A 20,844-nucleotide genomic window follows, 5' to 3' on the forward strand; every position below is an offset into this window, starting at 1 on the left:
GAATATAAGAAATACCGCCACTTACCTGTAATATTACAGACATGTTGGTAAAATTAATCTTAACGTCGGTGCTGCAAATACAGCTTTCTCCCCACAAGAAAAGTCTACCGCAACGTCGTCAACGCATCGACCAGACGGTCCCGTACATCCATGGCACTGTCAATGCCCGATATACCGGCCTCATGGGCAATAGTTGTAAAGACATCATCCTGATTATAGAAAACCAGAGAAGCAACCGCTTCGCCCTGATTCCCAATGCAGGCAATCTCATAAGCCGAAACCCGGATATTCCCCTGATTTTTGGTCACCGCCGGCACAGCGGCAAACTCACCGGCGCAACGGCTGGCGGTTTTGTCGAGATAAGATTTCACATAGCTGTCAAACTGCCCGGCATCTGCCAGAAGTTTTTGCTCAGCGCTGCCAAACAAATCCGGCGTATCCCAGCTATAAACAACGACAGAAGGGTCGTCCTTTGCCACCAGTTCCTGCATCGGCCCGGACAGGGCAATCTGGGCGCTGTTCAAAAGAGCCTTTATATCGTCACCCGCAGCCTTGATGGCCTGCGCCCCCGCTTGCGGCATTTTTTCCGGTGCGGGCGCTGGCGCGGAAACAGTCGTCGCAGCGTAAATCGCGGAAGAAGAATTATCATCAATACGCGGTGACACCGTCCCGGCGCTTGACTCAATAGCGGACAACGCCATAGCTTCGGATTCTTCCATCTCACGAGCTGTATCGTAGACATAATCGCCAACGGCATCTTTCACAGCGACCGTTTCGGACCGGGTAGGAGCAGGAAGAGGCTCACGGGAAACGGCCACTTGCGTTTCCACCTGACGGCCCTCACGTTGCAAACGCGCATTTTCCGCTTCCAGAGACTCTATTTTGTCCTGCAGGGCTGCCAGCTCAAAGCTGTTATCCGGCGCACCGGCTTTTTGACTTTCCGCCAGCTGCATTTTGGTCTGCGCCAGCTCTCCTTCCAGCGTTTTCAACTTGGAAATCTGGGCTTCCGAAGCAATTTCGGGATCAAACAGCAACAGTTCGATATCGCGCTTTTCATTCTCACAGCGCAGACGCTCTTCTTCCATCTGCCCCCCCATACGGCGGATCTCGCGCTCTGCCTCATTAAAGCGGCGGGTCGCCTCTTCCAGATTCCAGTTCGACGATGATACTTCGAACAATTCACCGGCCTTGCCGTCATATACGCTATCAAGCTCGGCGGCCAAACGGTCGCGCTCGACCGTAACTATATGCAGCTCTTCTTCCAGCGTTTTGAGTTGTGCCAGAGAATCATAGGGGGCTTGCTTGTCAATCACAGCCGCCTTATCAGCAGATACCGCCGCCAGCCGTTCCGACAGATCGGCATTTTTCGCCGTCAGGGCATCAATCTGCTCAACCAGCGCCGCAACTCTTTCATTGGCCGCCGCATTACCGTCCCCAGCCACAACCTGCGCAGGAGCCGCCTTCAACGCAGCAATTTCCTGTTTCTGGTCTTCCAGATGATTGTTCAGCGCCGTATTGGCTGATTTCAAAGCCTGAATCTGCCCTTCCAACTCCGCCACGCGGCCATCATCGACGACATCATCTCCGCCCGCAGATGGCGCTTGCTGGGCAACCAGACGGGAAATAACAGTGCGCTGATCTTCAATATCGGCCAGAAGGCGTGCGTTTTCACGCTCCAGCACCGCCACGCGGTCCATATCCTCGGCCCGCGGCGCCGCCGCGCTATCAGACATATTTGTTTTCAACGCTGCCAGCTCTTGCAACTGCCTGTTGTAATCTTCATGGAGCTTGGCGTTTTCCGTTTTCAACGCCGCCACCGTTTCCTGCATCGCATTAAACGCTTCGTCATCGGTCGTCGCCACAGCCACTTGCTGCGAAGCCTGCGCCAGCTTTTCTTTCAGGCTGGCCATCGCCATATTCTGGGAATCCAGAGATTTCATCAAACGGCTGTTTTCCGTTTCCAGAACCGCAATCCGCTCTTCCACAGCCCCGGCATCGGCACTTTCCGCTGCTTTTTCGCTCGCCACACGGGCCAGTTGCGTTTTGATCTGATCGGTGGCCTGACGCTGTTGTTCTACCTCTTCCAACAATTTCTGATTTTCTTCTGTCAGCGAAGCAATCTGGGTCTGCTCAGCCGAGCGATCACCGGCCTGCGCCAGTTGTGCCTGCAATTGCGACAACGCGGCTTGTTTTTTGGCCATTTCGTCAACGAAGACTTTATTCTTTTCTTCCAGCTCGGCAATACGGGCCAACTCGGCGCTCTTGTCTGCACCTTGGGCCAACTGGGTTTCCAGTTGGGAAATACGCTGCGTTTGCGCCTCATAATCGTGCTTCAAACGGCCATTCTCTGTCTCCAGAACCGCAATCTGGTCGTTCAGTGTATTCACCGCCGCCGTTTCCTGAGAACGTTCACCGGCTTCCTGCGCCAACTGCGTTTTCATCTGATCCATAGACTGGCGCTGATGGGCCAGTTCACCCAAAAGCCGCTCGTTTTCCTTGGCCAAAGACGCAATCTGGCTTTGTTCGGCACTTTTATCGCCCGCTTGTGCCAACTGCTCTTTCATCTGCGACAGCGCCTGTTGTTTCTGGGCGATATCGGCTGTGAAAGCTTTGTTCTTTTCTTCCAGTTCCGCGATCCGGGCCAACTCGGCGCTCTTGTCACCAGCCTGCGCCAACTGTGTTTCCAGTTGCGCCATACGCTGGGCCTGCGCCTGATAATCCTGCTTCAAACGGCCATTCTCTGTCTCCAGAACCGCGATCCGGTCATTCAGTGTATTCACCGCCGCAGCTTCCTGTGCCGCAGACTGCCCCGCCGCCTGCGCCACTTTGCTCTCCAGCTGGGCTGTCACCTGCCGCTGCGCTTGCAAATCCGCCAGCAAACGGTCATTGGCGCTGCGCAAACTGTTGATCTCCAGCGCCAGTTTTTCCTGCGCTTCATTTGCCGCCGCGCTAACTGCCTGCTTCTGGGACACAACGCGCATATCGGCCAGTTTCATTTGCAGGGAATTATTTTCCGTCTCAAGGACAGAAACTTTTTCCTGCAATTCGGCAACAGCGCTGCTTTCAGCCCCCCGCTTCGCAAATGTGTTTTCGTAGTTTTGACGTTCCTTGGCCAGCGCCGCCTTCAAGCTTTCGTTCTCAGCCATCAGTTCGGACAAACGGGCTGTGTCATAAGCATTCACCGCCGGCACAGGCATCGCCCGCGTTTCGATGCGCTCGCCCGGCATCGGGGTCGGGGCCGAAGAAACCGAAACAGGAGCAGACCGGGCCTGAGGCTGCGCCTTGACCACCTGCGGCGTTCCCTCCCCGGCGGCAGGAGCAATCAGAGTCGCCAGACAGCCATTGAGCTGTTTCTGCCCGGCGGCGATATCGTCCATAAAGAATTCATAAACATCGCCGTTCATATTAACTTTCAGGCGATCCGAGCGATTCAGGGCATCATAAAAAGCATAATCCTTGCCCAGATGAATAACGACGGCTTTACCCGAAACCGGGCGCACATCGAAATTCCGCACCTGATTAAATCCGGCATCGGCAGAAACTTTGTATGTCTGGGTTGTGTTCAGCTTCATTTGCTGGAAATCCAGGGCCAGAGAGCTTTCATCCTCGCTGTTCCGGGCCAGCGTCAGAACCAGCCCGTCGTTAAAGCGCCGCGCCATCGCACAATAGGCATCGCCGCCGGCCTGCTGAGCCGAAATTTTGGACACCGCCCAATTGCTGTTCGGTTTGTAGGTCGTCGATGCCTGCGCCGCCTGCAGGGAAACAGCCCCGGCGCCCCATAAAACACTGCCACAAACAACAGATGACAACAGCAACTTCCGCACGTGCATAATCATGCTCTCCTGAAAATATATTTTAATCTGCTTCCGGCGTTTGTAAAAAACGCCTGTCGAAACCGTAACCGACAGCAAAAAACTGTCTCCCACGCAAGGATACAGCGATAGCCAGAGGATGCAAAGACTTTTTAGGGAAAACGAACAATTCTCCCCTTGATAAATCAGCGATTCAAGGAATGACCGGACTCGACATAGACCCACAACGTCTTCTGGCCATTGCCGGGATCGCGGTATATCTGGCCTACCGGGCGATTTTTGACGCCTGCGCCCTGATACTGCTCCAGCAACAAAAGAACCGCCATTTCAAACGTCCCCGTCATGCTGACCGGCTCAAGAACGGCGAACGTTTTGTCCGTATCCCAGAGCAGCCGGGCATTCGCCTGCACAGCCCACGCTGACAAAACGCCCTTCAGATCGCTGCCGGCGGCAGCCTTCCATATGTCCTGCGCGGGAACGGGGTCCATTGTAACGGCGATTCCCTCCTGCTTGACGATTCGCGGCGGCGTTACGCCCTGCCCGTCCATGACCGGGCCGGTCGACATCATCACCTGCGGTTTGATATCGGGCGTTTGCGGCGGAGCCTTTGATTCGGGCAAGATATGCTCCGCTTCCGCCGCCACAGGCGCCGGCATACGCTGTAACGATTCGGACATAACGCCCTGCTCGCGGTAACAGCGCCCCAAACGCTTGAAAGCGCTACCCATCCCCATCAAGGCAAACTGGATATCCTTGTCGCCGACCCCCAGCGTCAGGATTTGTCCGTCCACCAGAACGGAACGTATTGTTTCTTCGTCCTGAAGGTTGATAATCAAGGTTCCCTGGTCAAAAGCCGCCCCGGTCAGGACCGCATCAAAGTCCGGAGACACCATCACATGAACCGGGTATTTTTCACCGGGCTTGAAAACCGCCTGACGAAAATCAACGACCAGAGCATACAAGCGCTCCTCGTCGCCGGAGAAACGAAACACATAGCCGTTATTGTACTGATTACTCATCAGGCACGGCAAAACGGGCCTTTCGCCCCCCTGATCCGGAAGAAAAATCGAGGAATACCCCACCAGCCAGGCACTGGTCGGCGCATAAAGAGACTCCTCCTGCGCAGAGACCGGCATAGCCAGCGCCATAATCAGCAAAAAAAACAAAGCGGCAGCATTTGTCCCGATGCGTTTCATAGACCTCACCCCTCTTTTCCCATCCCCAGACCATGCGCCAGCGACGCCTCCAGAAACCCGTCCAGATCGCCGTCCAGCACGTTATGCGCCTGCGTGTCTTCATAATTTGTCCGCAGATCCTTGACCATCTGGTATGGATGCAGGACGTAAGAGCGAATCTGGTGCCCCCAGCCAATATCGCTTTTGGCCCCATGCGCCGCCAGTTTCTCCGCCTCGCGCCGCTCCAGCTCCATCTCGTACAATCGCGCCCGCAACATGGCCATGGCCTGATCGCGGTTTTGGTGCTGGGATCGTTCGTTCTGACAGGCAACAACAATGCCCGACGGCTGGTGGGTAATACGCACGGCACTGTCCGTTGTGTTAACGTGCTGGCCGCCCGCGCCGCTAGAACGATACGTATCGATACGCAAATCTTTTTCGTCTATTTCGATATCAATGGAATCATCAATAACCGGCGACACGGCGACCGAAGCAAAACTGGTATGGCGGCGGGCATTTGAATCAAAAGGCGATATCCGCACCAGCCGGTGCACGCCGTTTTCCGCCTTCAACCAACCATAGGCGCGCTCGCCTTCTATTTTCAAGGTTGCGGATTTAATCCCGGCTTCCTCACCGTCGCTCCGCTCCAGCAATAAAACCTTATATCCCCGCTGCCCGGCCCAGCGCGTGTACATCCGCAGCAACATCTCGGCCCAGTCCTGCGCCTCGGTGCCGCCGGACCCGGCATGCACTTCCAAAAAGGCATCATTGCCATCGGCTTCCCCCGACAACAGGCTTTCCAGTTGGAGTTTTTCGGTTTTTTTCTGGAGGACAGCCAACGCCAGCTCAGCCTCGGCAACGATCTCCTGATCGCCTTCGGCCTCGCCCATCTCAATCAACTCGACATTATCGTTCAAACCGTGTTCGATCGTCCGAATTTCCGCGATCTGCTGCTCCAGCCGCGTGCGTTCTTTCATCAGGGATTGGGCTTTTTCCTGATCCGACCACAAGTTCGGATCCTCACATAAAGCATTCAGTTCGTCCATCCGGGAGAGCGCCTGATCCCAGTCAAAGACGCCTCCTCAGCAAAGACAGGGACTCTTCGATCGCCCCGGCCATGCTTTCTGTTTCTGCCTTCATGACATATTCCTTATGGTCCGATATTTATCACCGGAAAGCAGATTAGGCCGCTTTTTCGGCCTTGTCATCCCCTTGTTGCCCATGGCTGACAAAGAAATCCATCATCGCCGTAATAAAGGCGGCACGATTGTCATCACTCACATCGCCGCTCATCAAAGCGCCGTCAAAACAGGGCGTTTCGTCTTGCCACTCGACGCCCGCCTGGATCATCATATCGAACAAGGCCACCGGCCCGGAAATCTTGCGACCTTTGGCATTATCGGTCCGAACCAGCAAATCCGCCGCTTCGCCAAACACAGCCACCGGCTTGTCCGCGTTCATAAAGCTCGTAATAAACCGCTTGGTGTGAGCCGTCAGCATCAATTTGTCCATGCTCCGCTGCCCGCCCGGCAGCACCAGCATGTCGTAGTCGGCGCCCAGCGCCGTCGAAAGCGACTGGTCGACCATGAAATGATGGCCCCAGCTCTCGCCGGTCCAGCCATTAACCAGCCCCTGATCCGGGCTGATGATATGAAGGGTTGCCCCGGATTCCAGCAACGCCCGCTGCGCCGCCGTTACATCCGGCTCGTAAAAACCGTTAGCCAGCAAAAGAGCGATCTTTGTACCCGATAGAGATTTGTTGTTATTCATTTTTTTCTCCCGTTTTTGTAGTGCCACCGCTTGCCCGCCACCCAAGGCCGACACAGGCACGAATAACCACCGAAAAGTTAAGGGAATCGGGCTGCGTCCGCAGCCATCAGATATTCGCGATTCCGTGAGTGGCACAGACAATCGTTTTTTTTGCCGTAAATGTCAAGTTTTTAGAAAAATGGAGCGGGTGATGGGGATCGAACCCTCGGCCCTCAGCTTGGGAAGCTGAGTAAAACACTTTGATTTCTGCGGTGTAGCGAGCACTCGCCACAAATTCGCCACATCAATTCATCAGTATTTCGGAAACTAACTCTTCCGCTGTCTGCTTCCTCGCCTCTTCGCGATCCTTCAGAAGGTGACCATAAACGTTCAGCGTGACCTCGATTCGGGAGTGCCCCATCGTCTCCTGAATGAACTTAAGGTCTTTGCCTTTCTCGATCAGCTTTGACGCGTAGTAATGTCGGAGCGAATACATCGTGTATTTGGGGCGCTCAACCTCCCTGCCCCCTTTGACTTCCTTCACCATCAGGTCTGCCTCTCTCAGCAGCGGCACCCAGGCGCTTCGACGGAACCGTCCCAGCAGCTGTGGCTTCCCTGTAGAGGTAGGAAACACCAACGCATCATCGGCGCCTCCGCTGTAATGCTTCCAGTCAGCGAGCATGTCGAGAACGAGTTGCGGAAGATATATGGTCCGGCGTCCCGCCCGCGATTTCACGGGTCCGATGATTCCGTTCTTGTCAGCCCGCTGCTTAACCGTTACGTGGTCCGTCTGAACATGAGGCCACGCAAGGCCGCGGTACTCGGACGGTCGCATGCCGGAAAATCCGGCCAGATAAATCATGGGGCGGTAGCGTGCCCAGCTTTTCTCCAGCTGTTCGTTTTTTGCGGCAAGCACATCGGCAGCGCCGAAGATATCGCGCATTTCCTTGTCGGAAGGGATTTCGACTTCGCTTTCCTCTTCCTCATACCGCCCGGTCTTCACCGTTATCCCGGCGGCAGGATCGTCCTTGATGTGGCCCTGATGCTTCATTTCGATCAATACTGAGTGCAGCGACGACAGCGTGCGCCTAGCCAGATCACGGCTCTTGTTCTCCAGAAGCCAGCTACGAAAATGCACAATATCGACAGGCTCGATTTCCTGCAGAGACTTCGGCCAAGCGTATTCGGAGATAATTCGGCCACGATGGCGATACTCTTCGAGCGTCGCGGGCTCAACCTTTTCGCGGCCATCACGGCCGACTTTTTCGCAGATATCGAGCCATTCAGAAACCGCCTTCGGGACTGAGCGAATACCCTTTCAGGGTAGCAAGGATGCCGTTAATCATTCGTTAACGCTATTTACCACACTGGCCTGATTCTGATGGTTTCGGCAAGACGGTGGCGGTCGTATCGCTATCCGCGAGGGTCTCGCGAGGCACTGAATATTTCAGCAAGGGCATTCTAGGCAGGACGGCTGCCTCAAGCGCTGAATCGCGCGGAAATTGGAATGTACATTCCAAAAGGCAGCCACCTTCTCGATGCTTGGGAGGTCTGCCGTGTCAAGAGACGATACCCCGGATACCCGCCTGCGACCAACCAATGAGACCTATGGCCGATTCCAGCAGGTCTATGAGCTTTACAACAAGCGCCTGTTCGATGATGCGCTGCCGAACTGCCTGATTACGTTGCAGCGACGGCGCCGCAGTTACGGCTATTTTTGCGGCGACCGGTTTGGCCGGGAGGATGGCAAGACGACAGACGAGATCGCGCTCAATCCCTCGCATTTTCGCGATCGTCCCTTAACAGAAGTTCTCGCTACCCTCGCCCATGAGATGGTGCATTTATGGCAGCACCATCACGGCACGCCGGGCCGCGGCCGCTACCACAACCGCGAATGGGCCGACAAAATGAAGGTGGTCGGGCTGCAACCGACCGACACGGGCGAAGAAGGCGGCAAAGAGACCGGTGATAGCGTTCATCACCTGGTTGTGCCGGATGGTTCCTTCGAGCGTCTCACCAAATCGATCATCGCTAAAGGCTTTGCGATCCGCTGGAAGGAGCGGCCGCGGATTGCACCGGCAGGCGCGGAGGAGGCCGCTGAAAGTGCGACCACCGCAAAGGAAAAGAAGAGCGGCAAACGCATCCGTTATCTGTGCAGCCATGACGATTGCGGCCAGAAGGCCTGGGCCAAGCACGATGCGAATTTGATTTGCGGCGACCACATGGCCGCGATGGTTCCCTCCCCCTCCGAGACGTAAGAAAGCCGGGAGCGATTACCGCCCCCGGCGTTTCAGTGTCGGACCGACCTAGTCCGGATTTTCTGAAGCGCCTTCACCGGGCAATTCGTAGAGCGAAAAGTCGCTGACGATCTGCGTACCGTGAAGCTTCACGTAAAGGGCGCCGTTTTCTTTCTGCCAAGCAACCCCGATGCGCTCGTAGCTAGCGTTCTTGCCGTAACCGTGCCGGACTTTTACGACGTGGGTCGGTGGGTTGCTCTTCTTGCCGTTGGTTTGCTCGGCGATTTGGTTTTCTGCTGCATTGGTCATGGTCTTTCTCCTTGTCTTCTGTTTTGAGTGACGGGCTGGCTTATTCCAGCCTTGCCCGCCGAACAGCGGACGCCGCCGGGAACGTGTCATGGCCAACACGGGAGCCTGCGTAGGCGCAGGCGAACGGAGCGGGCAGGCCATTGACGCGCCGCCGCGAGGCATTCCCGGTGCGTTTGCTAAGGCGATAAGGGGTTAACGCTGGAATAGAGACAGACCCGGCCAGACAAAAAAAGACGGAGACAGAACACCAATCAGCAATCAAACACGCCGAAAAAAAAGCTTGGGGAAAAATCCCCGCGCGTTAACGACTTCTTGATATGTATCTGATAACAATGGAAAGAGACGTCTTTAAATGCAGGGAAGAAGATACGCAATGAAACGGATTTTGCTGGCAGGCGCGTTTCTGACGCTGTTCGTTGGTGCGGGCCCGGCTTTCGCCACCGCGCCGGGCGATGCCTGTGCCCCCGCACTCGATGGCAAGGTCCGTCAGGATGATGGCTATATCCTGGTCTGTGATGGCTCTAACTGGCAGGCCGTCGCCCACGTCAATACTCTCACCAAGAACGGTTACATCATGTTCAGCTCCGGCGGCGATGCTGCCGCGCCGCTTCATGTCTGGGGCGAAGCTATTCTCGGTGCGCAGGGCCTGTCCTGCGCCGGGTCCACGGAGGGCGGCCTGCGGTATTTGAGCGCCTCTGACCTCTGGCAATACTGCGATGGGGCCAGCTGGGCGGACCTGGCGAGCGGCAGTGGGTCAGGAATCGCCGTCGTTACCGGTGAGCCTGCCCCGACCTTTACCTACATGCTTGATGACCTGACCGACGTGAATGCCGGTGCGCCTTCTGGCGGTGAATGCCTGACCTGGAGTGGTACAGAATGGGCCAATGGTGCCTGCGGCGCGGCCCTATCGACCGTGACCGGACAACCTGCGCCGACCTTCAATTTCGTCCTTGATGATTTGAGCGATGTCGATGCCGCCGGCCCGAACAACGGCGACGTCATGTATTACAGCGCCGGGGCGTCCGGATGGACCATTGGTGCCCTGACAACCACCGCCTCACCCGCCGGTGCGGACCGCGAAATCCAGTTCAACAGCGGCGGTTCGCTTTCTGCCGACAGCAATTTTGTATTCACGTCGGCCGGCTTTCTGGGTATCGGCACAGCAACACCTGCTTCCCCGCTTCATTTAACATCAGATTCGCCCGACGTGATTTTCAACGATACCGGGACGGACAACGCAACCAGCTTCTATTTTCAGAATGATGGCGTGACACAAACATCTCTAAACGCCTATCAAGGATCAAGCCCATATATCCATTTGAAGGACAACACAGCGACAGAGGTCGGTTTCATTGTAGGAAGAGATACTCTGCGCGGGGATTACCGGTTCAGCATTGCCGGAAACTCAACAAGAAAACTGATGTGGCGCGATTTTGGAGCGGGCTGGAATGCCGCAAAAATTGAGGTTTTTAAAAATTCAGGGTCTAACAACAAAGGCACAATGCTCATACAAACCGCGGGCCACTCAATCCCCCAGTTGTTCCTGGATGATGCAGGGGCAGTCGGTGTTGGAACATTAACGCCGGTGACTCAGCTCGACGTTGCCGGAGCGGTAAAGGTCGATTATGACGCGGCGACCTGTGACGGCACGATCGCCGGGGCGATTCGCTATGACAGCGGCGCGCCGTCCCTTGATTACTGCGACGGCTCCGTGTGGCAGACGATCGCCAATGGCGGCTCGACCGGCCTGTGGACCGACAACGGCACGCACATAAGTTATCAAAGCGCGCATTTCCTCAAAGCCGGGGAAACGATGACCAGCGCCGGGTTTGATGGCGGTATGGGTTCGGCGCTGGTTTGGAATAAAGACAAATCCGCGCTGCGTGCAGGGTACGTTAATGGATCACAATGGAATGAAGCTAATACCGGCGACTACAGTGTTGCGTTTGGCTATAACAATACTGTGGCATCTTGGGCGTCGCTTGCGGTTGGTGAGGCCAATGTGATCACAGGTGGCGTGGGTGGCAGCGGAATCGCTATGGGGCGTATGAACACTCTTACCTTTGGCGGATCAAATGCAACTATCGCCATGGGGTTCAGCAATTCCGCAGTAGGAGATGGCAGTGTCGCATTAGGCAATACTAATTCTGTTACCAACCATAGCGGCTATGCGATTGGGCGCGGCAACAGCGCAGATGGTAATAACATGGCGTTGGGACGCTACGCAAAAGTTACAGGTAATGGCTCCATCGCCTTCGGGGCGACCAACGCCGATCCCGCGACCGACCCCGTTGTTTCCGGCGCCGATTCGATCGGCTTTTTCCTCGGCGACCAGAGCGGTGTCGATGTTGCCCAGTCCAACGCCTTTGTCATTATGGGCGGAAAGGTTGGAATTGGCACGACCAGCCCAAGTGTTGAGCTCAACGTGATCGGTGACATTGAATACACCGGTATGCTCAACGATGTGTCCGACCGTCGCCTGAAAACCGATATTGTCGATTTGCCCGCAGGTCAGATCGAAAAACTCCTCGCCCTGAACGGCGTGACCTTCAAGATGAAGAATGACAGCGAAGGCCGAACGGAAATCGGTTTGATCGCGCAGGATGTCGAGCTCGTCTATCCCGAACTGGTGCGCGAGAGCGGCAGCGGCGTCAAATCCCTGAACTATACGGGCCTTATCGCGCCCATCATCGAGGCGCTGCGCGAGCAGCAAGCACTGATCGCCGCGCAGACCACGCGCATCGATGATCTGGAAGCGGCGCTTTCGGCGCAGACGACCTTGAATGAAAACCTCGAAGCCCGATTGCTGGCGCTGGAAATGCGCTATGGCACCGGCGAAGCGACGGAGTAAGACAACGAAGGAGCAAGGATGCGAAAGATGGTGACAGGAATAGTCTTAAAAGCCGGTCATTGCGAGCCGCCAAAGTCGGCGCGGCAATCCAGCGGCTCCATGTCTTGCTCTGGATTGCTTCGGTCGCTCTGCTCCCTCGCAATGACGGTGGTGGTGATGGCTTCTTCTGCGCCCGCCTATGCTGCCTGCACCAATCCCGCCGGGACCGAAAGCCAGATCATTTACCACGATGACGAAAACGTCCTGCAGTACTGCGACGGCACCAACTGGCAGGGCATGAACCGCGGCGTCGTGACCGCCAGCAGCGGCTGCTCGAACCCCGCGCGCTACGAAGGTGCGATTGTCTATAACTCCGACTTCAACGTCGTCCAGCTCTGCTCCGGCAACCAATGGGTCGCTCTCGGCAAGATCAACGCCGCGGCGGGCAGCGGCGGTTGCTCTAACCCCGCCGGGAATGAAGGCGAAATCGTCTACAACGACGATGTCAACGTCATGCAGTATTGCGACGGTTCTGCCTGGCGGCCGCTCTATGGCGGTGGTAAGGAAAATGGCTGCACCAACATCGGCGATGTCTGTGCCGATGGCACCGTCTACGCCGGGCTGTCCGGGGCGTCGACGCCGATGTTCGTTACCCGCTGCGATGCCGGGATGAGCTGGGGCGGCGCCAGCTGCACCGGAACGCGTTTAACCCTGTCGTGGAATAACGGCAACAATGCCGGGTACGTGCTTACTGGCGCGAATACCGTGGATGGTAAAACCAACACGGCAACAATCGTCACGTTCGACTCGGACACCGGCGTTACCGGGATGCAGCAACACCAGGCTGCGCAGTATTGCGCTGATCTGGTAGCCAATGGCTATAGCGACTGGTTTCTGCCATCAATGGCCGAGTTGACTACGCTCTATTCGAACCGGGTGGCGATCGGCGGATTTGATCTTGTTGGAAATACGTACAATTGGGCCTCAACAGAAAATGCTGATTTTAGAGCCTGCGCAATCAAATTCACTGATGGTTATGCACCGTGTAATCAGGGTGAGAACGTTAAATACTATGCACGAACCGTCCGCTGCGCCCGGAGATAGCTTAGTCATTCAATCCTTAAAACGACCCCTCTGCCCTACTTCAACCAGCTTGCCGGGGTTTCGTCGTCGAACGCAATACCATTGAATTCCAGATCAACCGGGTAGGCGAAACGGCTCAGGATCGGTTCTGTCTGGCAAAGGCCATGAGGGCGTCATAGAGCTTCGTTCCCTGCTCGCCGACAGGCTCATTGAACGGCGATGGCTCTGCGGCCAGGCTATCCAGCAGATACGAAGCGCCCAGGCCACAAACGACGACAGCCGTGGCAAGTAAGGCACGGCAAACAAGAAGAGCGCTGCCGCGAACGTTCGTCATATTTCTACCCTTTCCTGGTCCGGCGCATCGAGCGAATACGGCGCCATCCAACCACGGACGAACAAACGCCGTCAATGAACCAGATGCAGTCCTCAGACCTTGCCGGCCTCATCCAATTTAGCGGCTGCTCAGTCAACGCCGCGAGGAGCTCGCGAGGCCTCTCGCACGATTAGCCCCCTACTCTAGCCCCGTCCAAATGACCATCTGGGGCCTGCCATGACGACAAAAGCCGAGGACCTGCTGCGTGACATCCCGCGGGGCGTAGCCAGCCGTTATCTCAAGCACCAAAGCCTGCCGCAGGCCCGCTGGCAATCGCCAGAGGCGATCATGCGGAGCGAGGCGCTCGCCTACGACCCGAAGAACCCGGACGGAAAAATCCTTGTCGGCGCGCTTGGCGACAAACTCATCGGCATCAAGGATGACCGCCACATTGTGACGGTGGCCGGTAGCCGGTCCGGTAAATCAGTCACGCTGATTGGCAATCTGCACTTCTACGATGGCAGTATCATCGCCATCGACCCGAAGGCCGAACTAGCGAACCTGACCGCCAACGTCCGCGCAGGGCGCGGCCAGCGCGTCTATGTGCTCGACCCTTATGGTTACGCCGACAAGTCGGTGGCCCCCCTGCAGGCCCGGTATAACCCGCTTTCTGTCCTCACAATCGATAGCCCAACCATCATTGAGGACGCGGGACTGATCACGGACGGCATTGTCGTCCAGCCGGAATCTTCGCGCGAGCCCCATTGGGATGAGACGGCCAAGAATTTCATTGAAAGTTTGACCTTGCACGTAGCGACGGCCCCCGCGCATGTGGACGAGCGGCACCTCGTCACTGTGCGGCGCCTTATCATGCAGGCACTCAGGCCCGATCCGGATAGTGGCGACAAGAACCCGCTGTGTGCGCTGGAACGAGCGATGCTGGAAAATGCCCGGCGTCTCCAACGCAGCGCGCCAACCGCTGATATCGGAGAAGCGATCGAGGGAGGAGCACGGGATTTCTATGAAAAAGCGGACCGGGAGCGCGACAGCGTGCTCTCTACCGCACGGCGTCATACCAAGTTTCTGGACTATGCGGCACTGAAGGACGTTGTCTCGGGCCATGATTTCGATCTGTCGGAGTTAAAGAGCGATCCGCGCGGCGTTACGGTGTACCTGTGCATTCCCGCTACGCGCATGACGATCAGCAAACGCTGGCTCAGGATCATCATCAATCAGCTGCTCGACGCCATGGAGCGGGAGAAGACGAAACCCCCGGCCCCTGTGCTCGCCTGCCTCGACGAGTTTCCGGTCCTGGGCTACATGCAGCAGCTTGAAGCGGCGGCTGGGCAGATCGCCTCTTTTGGCGTCAAGCTCTGGACGGTGCTACAGGACTGGGGCCAGGGTAAAGCGCTTTATAAGGAGCGCTGGGAGACTTTTGTGGCCAATGCGGGCGTGCTTCAGTTCTTCGGCAATCACGACGTCGCCACAAGCGAGTACATATCGCGCAAACTGGGTAAGACGATGATAGAAGTCAGCCAGAGCAGCGAAGTCGGCCCGGAGCAGCGCCAGGCCGGACTGTCCGGTCAGAGTGCGCAGCTACAACTGCACGACCTGATGACGCCGGAAGAAATCAGCCGCCACTTTGCCCGCAGCGACCGCCTGAAGCGACAGATCGTCATCTGGGCCGGTTACCACCCGATGATTTTGCAGCGGGTAGAGCATTTTGATCCGGAGGGGCCGCTCGCGCCGTTTCTTCGACACAGTCTATGACCGCGCCAAATCACGTTTACTGTGGCCTTCGCGTCACCCTTATGCCGAGGGATTCCGCCTGCTTGCGCTCTTTGATCCTAAGAAGACGCGCAACGGCGGGGTCGTTGCCTTCTATGAAAGCAAGCTCCGACGCCAGACGCCCCTGGTTGTCTCGGGCAAGAAAGTCGCAGTCCTTTTCCTGAATGAGTTCACGCAGCATGTCACGAGCATCAAGCGCCGCCGCCAAATGGAGAATTGTCCCTCCTGATCCGGGGAGCCGCTCGTTTATACCGACTTCTTTGCACTCGGCTCTCCTCATGCCGTCGGCAGCCCCGAGCCCCAATCGGTAAAGCGTGCGGCCCCGACCTTCGCGGTCCGGAGTTATTCGTATGCGAATTGAATTGTCATCGGAGCAACCTGACTGTTTCGACCCAGTTGTCGTCCGATGAAATCGTCCGAAGATATCGCGCAGCTCCGGCCCTTCACCGCTGTGCGAACGCCATTTTATTTCGTTGTCTTTGGACATCCATGTCCACCTTTCCTTTTCTAAATCCCGTCAAATCTCATAATGCATCAGGTTAACTCCCGCAATAAAATTCTGCCTGCGGCACCTTAGAAACAAAAGAAAACCACTTGTTCTACGTGCGCCGCAAGAGATCAACGCCCTGCTTCTTGGCCTGTTTCCGTTCTTTGATCCTGAGAAGCCGGGCGACAGCGGGATCGTTCCCGACGACAAAAGCGACTTCAGAAGCCAAACGACCGCAATTGTCCCTGATCAGAAAATCACATCCTTCAATCTGAATGAGCAAACGCAGCGCATCACGTGCACCCGTAGCCGCTGCCACATGAAGAACCGTTTCCCCGGTGCCGGGGAGCCGTTCGTTTACGTTGCCACCCTTGATCAGGCACTTTGTCATTCCGGGCTCGTTCCCTCGCCCAGCGCAGCGAAGCAATGCCGCATCGGCATTCTGACCGCGCCTCGTCACTTTGAATCTAATGGTGATATTTCTAGGTTCTTGCCTAGGCCGGTTCCATTTAGAACGACAAGGTAAACCGGACTCTTGGCGCTTTCCGATCTCTTCTTTCCGGTCACGCGCGGCAAGAATATGCCCCAGGACGCGCGAAGGGCCAGAAATGTATGTTGGATGTTTCATAATCAAGTTCCCGAACCCATACGATGAAGGACGACGGAGCGAAGCATGACATTCTGCACGGTGATTTCGCCTAACCTGTGACCATTACCCTCAAGAACTGTAGGACCTGCATGGTCGAGCAAGACGATTTTCTCTGGCGCGCGGCCAGGTCGATCCTTCGCATGCTCAATGCCAGCGAGCGTATACATTTTGACCTCTCCGGCTTTTTCCGATTTCAGAAGGCAAAGCAGATTCCCGTCAGCGGCGGACATACCCCATCCTTTCCATCGACAGGTGACATTCCTTACGTCAAGACATCCCTTCTCCGCCAACGTTCGCAGGGCACGGTCGTAACTGGCCTCGTCACCGATAACCTGCTCCGTCACGGCAATTTGAATGACGCCTGCACGCTGAGGGTTGATAAAATTCCACAGCCTGAGAACGTTCGCGTCGCCTCCTGAATCGAGATGGATGTACTTGCCGACAAAGGCGTTAATAGCCAATGCCGCTGACGGCTTCGCCTGCTCATTAAAGTATCCGGCAAACGATTTCACGATCGCCCGCTCCTCCGGCGACACATCTTCCGCCTCATGCGCCGCAAGCAGACCGATGTCTTCGTCGGTCAGGAAGGCAACGATCATATTCAGCGTTTGCTTCTGCGGTACTGGATAGTGCCGCGGACAGTTGCCTTTCCGCGTTCCTTCTACGAACTGCCTGATCCGCTCTGCGAGGTTCTTCTCCCCCGCCTCATCCAGGTCTAAACCGGCGTGTTCGGCGACAGCTGCGGCAACGCCGAGCCAAGTGTTGCCGTTGCCGTCGGAGTCGTAGCCATACATTTTGAACGCCTGAAGCGCATTCCTGATCTTTGTGTACTTGGTTTCATTAAAGTCCATTGGATACGGGCCTCGTAACATGAATACGGTGGATCGGAACCCGGATTGGACGTAGGGCTACCTTCGAGCCCTGCGCTATCCCACGCGGTCTCCGCATTAGCAAAAGCGCCATCCTTGATTGCGAAATTCTTCATGTACGAACGCCCTCCTCGCGGGTCTTGAATGAAATAAGCATGAACACTGTATGCGTATCGTCGATACCAAATCCTCGCGCTATCCGCGCAGCAATTAGCACTCTCCTTTGAAGAGTGCGCGCGGTTCGTGCGCGGCTCCCAAAATGTTTCGTCTGCAAAAATCGGCTTCTGTTTCGGTCAGGTACAGGTATGCGGAGAACGCTATGAACAATCCAGACAATCCTCTTTATGGATTCCCAAAAACCGTCGAGCACTTCAGCGCTTTCGGTTCGCTGGAATACCGCATTTCGTTTCCGGCTCTGACGCCCCTGCGCGCCAAGATTGCCGAAGCGTTCGGCTATGGCTTGGCCACACTTGGCGGTTACGGCTTGTTTCAGCACCTTCAGGGCAGGGCTGACGCAGCGGGTGATTTCGCTCCTGGGATCGCCTTTGGATTCTTGTTCACCTACCCGGCGTGGCAATGGCTTTGCCGCTGGGCGCTCACGAAGACGACACGCCTGACGCTGAGCGTGGATGCCGTGCGCATTCGCCGCTGGCATGGCTGGCAGAAATTTGATCGCACGCTGCCGCATTCCTTTGCCCTGCTGCGCCACGACAAGACGCGGCAGGAAGAGCGTAAAAACGACTTCAAGGTGCGCCGGGCGCAAGCCGATGGTGAGGTAATTCTTCCGAAGGAGTACTACGGACGCTCACTACACCTGGTGCTCGACTATGTTGGGCACCGGATCGACATCACCGAGATCATGGGCGCCAAGAAGGCCCAGACGGTGCTGGCGCGGCTGAATGCTATTGACGCCATCCTCGACCGCCAAAGCCACCACGGCAGCGGAATGGCCCTGGCTCCCACAGACGACTGGGGCCGTGATCCGGGAGAGGTGTGATTGCCATGCGCCACGGTCATATTCTCCGGATCGCAATCGCTGCCACCGCGGCGGCATTCTGCACCGCCCCGGTCACAGGCTGGCTGTATGAGTTCTTCAGCAGCACCGCACCTTACCGGGCGTTCCCATGGGGACCACGGGCGCACCTGGCGCTGGTTTCCTGCACCGCCTTTGTCCTGTTCTCAGCATTCTTTTCCGAACTGCCAAACCTGCCGCGTCTGATCGCGGCGGGCCTGGCCACTTACGCCTCAATTCACTTCATCGCCGACGACGTTCACTGGGTCTTGGGAGGCGCTCTCCCGGAATTCGCACAGAGCTTCGGCTTTGGTCTTGTCGGCTTGTTCTTGTTCGTGAGCTGGTTCGGGCTCTTACGTCTGCCAAAGCTCTCATGGCTCATCAGCTGAGGAGGATCAAACATGTTTGCCAATGATTCATTCATAGAGGAACTGATCTCAAGCCTCGACCCGTCGCTGGCGCTCGCCTTTCTGGAAGCGCACGCCGCAATGATTGCGGCAGGCGCTTTTGCCGCGCTGCTGTTTCTGACCTTGAAAAAGGCCCGGAAAAAACTCGGCCTCAAATTTCGGTTATGGCGCCTTTCCCGCAAGTACCGAAAGATCGTTTTGCCGCCGCACAACCTGCCTGACCAGGGCGGCTGGTTTCCGCTGGAGCTGCAGCTATGCGCGGACTTCTACTGCGAATACGCGATGGCCAGGGTAGACCTCAGCCTGTACGACAAAGCACAGAGCTACTTGAGAAAGGCCCACGAGCTGGGCAGAAAGCCGATGCCCTTATGGGCGCGCCTTGTCGTTGCCGTCCTGTTACTCGCGGAGTCATTCTTGTTCGCCTTGATCCTGATTGAGTTCGGGATCGATATGGTCACACCGAACCAGCAGCCTTATTACGCGTTTGGCGTCGGCGCGGTGCTCGCTCTGGTCCTGGGGCTGATTACACACATCGCCGGTCATGAGTGGCATCGCAATGATCTGGTGAAGTATGTCGGCGACATGGCACGCAAGGTGATGCATAAGGGTCGCGCCGATGATGCCTCGGCACTACCGGTTAACCGCAAAATCTCGATTGCTGCGGATCACCTTGACGACGACGCCCCTGTTCACATCCAGCTCCTGAGCCGGATTAGAGCCAATTTCGATCTGACGCCGGACTGGCGCTGGTGCAAGGGAACGGGGGTGGCGATCAGCGCGCTGCTGCTTCTGAGCTTTGTGGTGCGCCTCAGCGTCACGGACTTCGCCGGGGACGCGTTTGCAGCCCCGGCGGGCATGCCGGCTGACTTCTCGATGCCGGACGCCGGAACCGATGGCTGGCTGGCGACTGGCAAGCTCTCGACGCTGGGAATCTTCTCCCTGCTGTTTTTGGGCATCCAGGCGGTCTCTGTCTACCTGGCGCGAGAGTATGGCTTTGCCGGGCTCGAGTCAGCACGGGCCTATGAAGTCGTTAAGTCTTACCGCACGCGGGAAGAATTCCTGAACCGCCAGCAGGCCCGGCAATTTGAAATCGCCAATGCGGCGCAGGCCGCGCTGAATGGCCTGCAGCAGCGCCTGATCGACCAGATCACCGAGCGCGGCACTGACTCAGAAGCCTACCAGGCGGTGAGACACGCCTCCGACCGGACTTTCCTGGCTTACCTGCATCTCAAAGACCATGAGGAGAAGACTCGTGCATACGAAAATCTCTAAGTCATCCGCAGCAATGCTGCTGTGCGCTGCGCTAGCAAGTGCAGCCAATGCCAGAGACGATCTGGGGAGCTGCACACAGATCATCGCACCATACGTCGCTGCGCAAGATAGCAGCGCCGCGCCCGGACGTGAGCTGTTTGTGCTGATCGATCAGACGGTGGTGCCCGACGACAAGCTGAAGAGCGAGCTCGTCCAGAAGATTCTGCGCTTCCTGCAGCCGGGAGACCGGCTCAGCGTTGCAACCTTCTCGGCCTTTGCCAAAGGTCATTACACCGAGCTCGTCTTTGCCGGAACGTTTGATAGAGGCCTTCCAGAAAACCAGCGGGGCGACGTTCCGATCAAGAAAGCGCGGGCCTTCGATCGTTGCCTCCAGGTCCAGCAGCAAAAAGGCAAGGCGCTGATCACTGCCAAACTGCAGCAAAGTTTTACCGGCGATGGTGAAACGTATGACTTTGACAATACGGAACTGATAGGCGCGCTGCAGACCTTGAGCTACGACCTGATCGGCAAATCGCAGGCATCGAAAAAGACCCTGCTGATCTTTTCGGACATGCTGGAGAACAGCCCCGTCGTGAGCGTGTTCAGCAAAGGCTCTGTACGGATCATTAACCCGGATATCGAGCTCGCCAAAGTCAAAAAAGCCGACCAGCTCCCTGCCCTCACAGGAACAGCTGTCTACGTGATCGGCGCGGGCTGGCTGAAGGGCGGCAAGCTCTATCAGGACTCCCGTAAGCTCAGGCCGCTGCGCCGGTTCTGGGAACAGCTGTTTGCTGCGTCCGGCGCCGCGCTCGCAGGCTACGGCGAGCCGATGCTGCTCACCGATCTCCGGTAACCCGAGCGCGGGGCGGGACT

Annotated in this window: 18 protein-coding genes; 8 read left to right on the forward strand and 10 right to left on the reverse strand. The window is 56.8% G+C overall.

Features of this window, described 5'->3' with window-relative positions; genetic code table 11:
• Positions 1-104 precede the first annotated feature (104 nt).
• The 5 genes from H6868_08205 to H6868_08225 form a co-directional block, all read right to left on the reverse strand.
• Positions 105-3,836 (reverse strand): hypothetical protein, encoded by a 3,732-nt coding sequence (locus H6868_08205; protein ID MCB9989294.1) that lies wholly within the window; start codon positions 3,834-3,836, stop codon positions 105-107.
• Positions 3,837-3,997: 161 nt separating this feature from the next.
• A complete protein-coding gene (locus H6868_08210; protein MCB9989295.1) occupies positions 3,998-5,008 on the reverse strand; it encodes a TcpQ domain-containing protein in 1,011 nt (336 codons plus the stop codon).
• Positions 5,009-5,013: 5 nt separating this feature from the next.
• Positions 5,014-6,127 (reverse strand): peptide chain release factor 2 gene (prfB, locus tag H6868_08215; GenBank protein MCB9989296.1). Its coding sequence is split into 2 segments (ribosomal slippage): positions 5,014-6,057 and positions 6,059-6,127, totalling 1,113 coding nucleotides; the frame shifts between segments, so codons are not numbered across the junction.
• A gap of 42 nt (positions 6,128-6,169) precedes the next feature.
• On the reverse strand, positions 6,170-6,757 hold the full coding sequence (locus H6868_08220) for a DJ-1/PfpI family protein (GenBank protein ID MCB9989297.1): 588 nt from the start codon (positions 6,755-6,757) through the stop codon (positions 6,170-6,172).
• A gap of 283 nt (positions 6,758-7,040) precedes the next feature.
• Positions 7,041-8,048 (reverse strand): site-specific integrase, encoded by a 1,008-nt coding sequence (locus H6868_08225; GenBank protein ID MCB9989298.1) that lies wholly within the window; start codon positions 8,046-8,048, stop codon positions 7,041-7,043.
• Positions 8,049-8,274: 226 nt separating this feature from the next.
• On the opposite strand from H6868_08225, the gene H6868_08230 reads away from it, so the two are divergent.
• Positions 8,275-8,994 (forward strand): SprT-like domain-containing protein, encoded by a 720-nt coding sequence (locus tag H6868_08230; GenBank protein MCB9989299.1) that lies wholly within the window; start codon positions 8,275-8,277, stop codon positions 8,992-8,994.
• A 48-nt stretch (positions 8,995-9,042) separates the two neighbouring features.
• Here H6868_08230 and H6868_08235 read toward each other — a convergent pair whose 3' ends face one another.
• Positions 9,043-9,258: a hypothetical protein gene (locus H6868_08235; protein ID MCB9989300.1), complete on the reverse strand. Its 216-nt coding sequence runs from the start codon at positions 9,256-9,258 to the stop codon at positions 9,043-9,045.
• Positions 9,259-9,655: 397 nt separating this feature from the next.
• Between H6868_08235 and H6868_08240 the strand changes: the two genes are divergently transcribed.
• The gene (locus tag H6868_08240) at positions 9,656-12,133 is read left to right on the forward strand and encodes a tail fiber domain-containing protein (GenBank protein ID MCB9989301.1); all 2,478 of its coding nucleotides are present in this window, start codon (positions 9,656-9,658) and stop codon (positions 12,131-12,133) included.
• Between the two features lie 27 nt (positions 12,134-12,160).
• Entirely contained in the window at positions 12,161-13,216 is a 1,056-nt protein-coding gene (locus H6868_08245) for a DUF1566 domain-containing protein (GenBank protein ID MCB9989302.1), read from the forward strand.
• A 115-nt stretch (positions 13,217-13,331) separates the two neighbouring features.
• On the opposite strand, the gene H6868_08250 is transcribed toward H6868_08245, so the two are convergent.
• Complete coding sequence (locus H6868_08250; protein ID MCB9989303.1) at positions 13,332-13,529, reverse strand: hypothetical protein; 198 nt, start codon at positions 13,527-13,529, stop codon at positions 13,332-13,334.
• 216 nt (positions 13,530-13,745) lie between these two features.
• Between H6868_08250 and H6868_08255 the strand changes: the two genes are divergently transcribed.
• A complete protein-coding gene (locus tag H6868_08255; GenBank protein ID MCB9989304.1) occupies positions 13,746-15,278 on the forward strand; it encodes a type IV secretory system conjugative DNA transfer family protein in 1,533 nt (510 codons plus the stop codon).
• A gap of 16 nt (positions 15,279-15,294) precedes the next feature.
• Here H6868_08255 and H6868_08260 read toward each other — a convergent pair whose 3' ends face one another.
• The 3 genes from H6868_08260 to H6868_08270 all read right to left on the reverse strand — a co-directional run bounded on the left by H6868_08260 (position 15,295) and on the right by H6868_08270 (position 17,283).
• Positions 15,295-15,783, reverse strand: a complete 489-nt coding sequence (locus H6868_08260) for an ankyrin repeat domain-containing protein (GenBank protein ID MCB9989305.1) — start codon at positions 15,781-15,783, stop codon at positions 15,295-15,297.
• Between the two features lie 112 nt (positions 15,784-15,895).
• Positions 15,896-16,174, reverse strand: coding sequence for an ankyrin repeat domain-containing protein (locus H6868_08265; GenBank protein ID MCB9989306.1), 279 nt, complete (start codon positions 16,172-16,174; stop codon positions 15,896-15,898).
• A 239-nt stretch (positions 16,175-16,413) separates the two neighbouring features.
• Positions 16,414-17,283, reverse strand: coding sequence for a hypothetical protein (locus H6868_08270; protein MCB9989307.1), 870 nt, complete (start codon positions 17,281-17,283; stop codon positions 16,414-16,416).
• Positions 17,284-17,620: 337 nt separating this feature from the next.
• Between H6868_08270 and H6868_08275 the strand changes: the two genes are divergently transcribed.
• Genes H6868_08275 through H6868_08290 form a run of 4 tightly spaced genes read left to right on the forward strand, consistent with a single transcriptional unit; the run spans position 17,621 to position 20,824 of the window.
• Positions 17,621-18,298 (forward strand): hypothetical protein, encoded by a 678-nt coding sequence (locus H6868_08275; protein ID MCB9989308.1) that lies wholly within the window; start codon positions 17,621-17,623, stop codon positions 18,296-18,298.
• A 5-nt stretch (positions 18,299-18,303) separates the two neighbouring features.
• A complete protein-coding gene (locus H6868_08280) occupies positions 18,304-18,702 on the forward strand; it encodes a hypothetical protein (GenBank protein MCB9989309.1) in 399 nt (132 codons plus the stop codon).
• 12 nt (positions 18,703-18,714) lie between these two features.
• The gene (locus H6868_08285) at positions 18,715-19,992 is read left to right on the forward strand and encodes a hypothetical protein (GenBank protein MCB9989310.1); all 1,278 of its coding nucleotides are present in this window, start codon (positions 18,715-18,717) and stop codon (positions 19,990-19,992) included.
• Positions 19,973-20,824 (forward strand): hypothetical protein, encoded by an 852-nt coding sequence (locus H6868_08290; protein MCB9989311.1) that lies wholly within the window; start codon positions 19,973-19,975, stop codon positions 20,822-20,824. The genes H6868_08285 and H6868_08290 overlap by 20 nt, the downstream gene beginning before the upstream one ends.
• Positions 20,825-20,844: the final 20 nt, after the last annotated feature.

Source organism: Rhodospirillales bacterium (genome assembly GCA_020638175.1).
Taxonomy (GTDB): domain Bacteria; phylum Pseudomonadota; class Alphaproteobacteria; order Micavibrionales; family Micavibrionaceae; genus JACKJA01.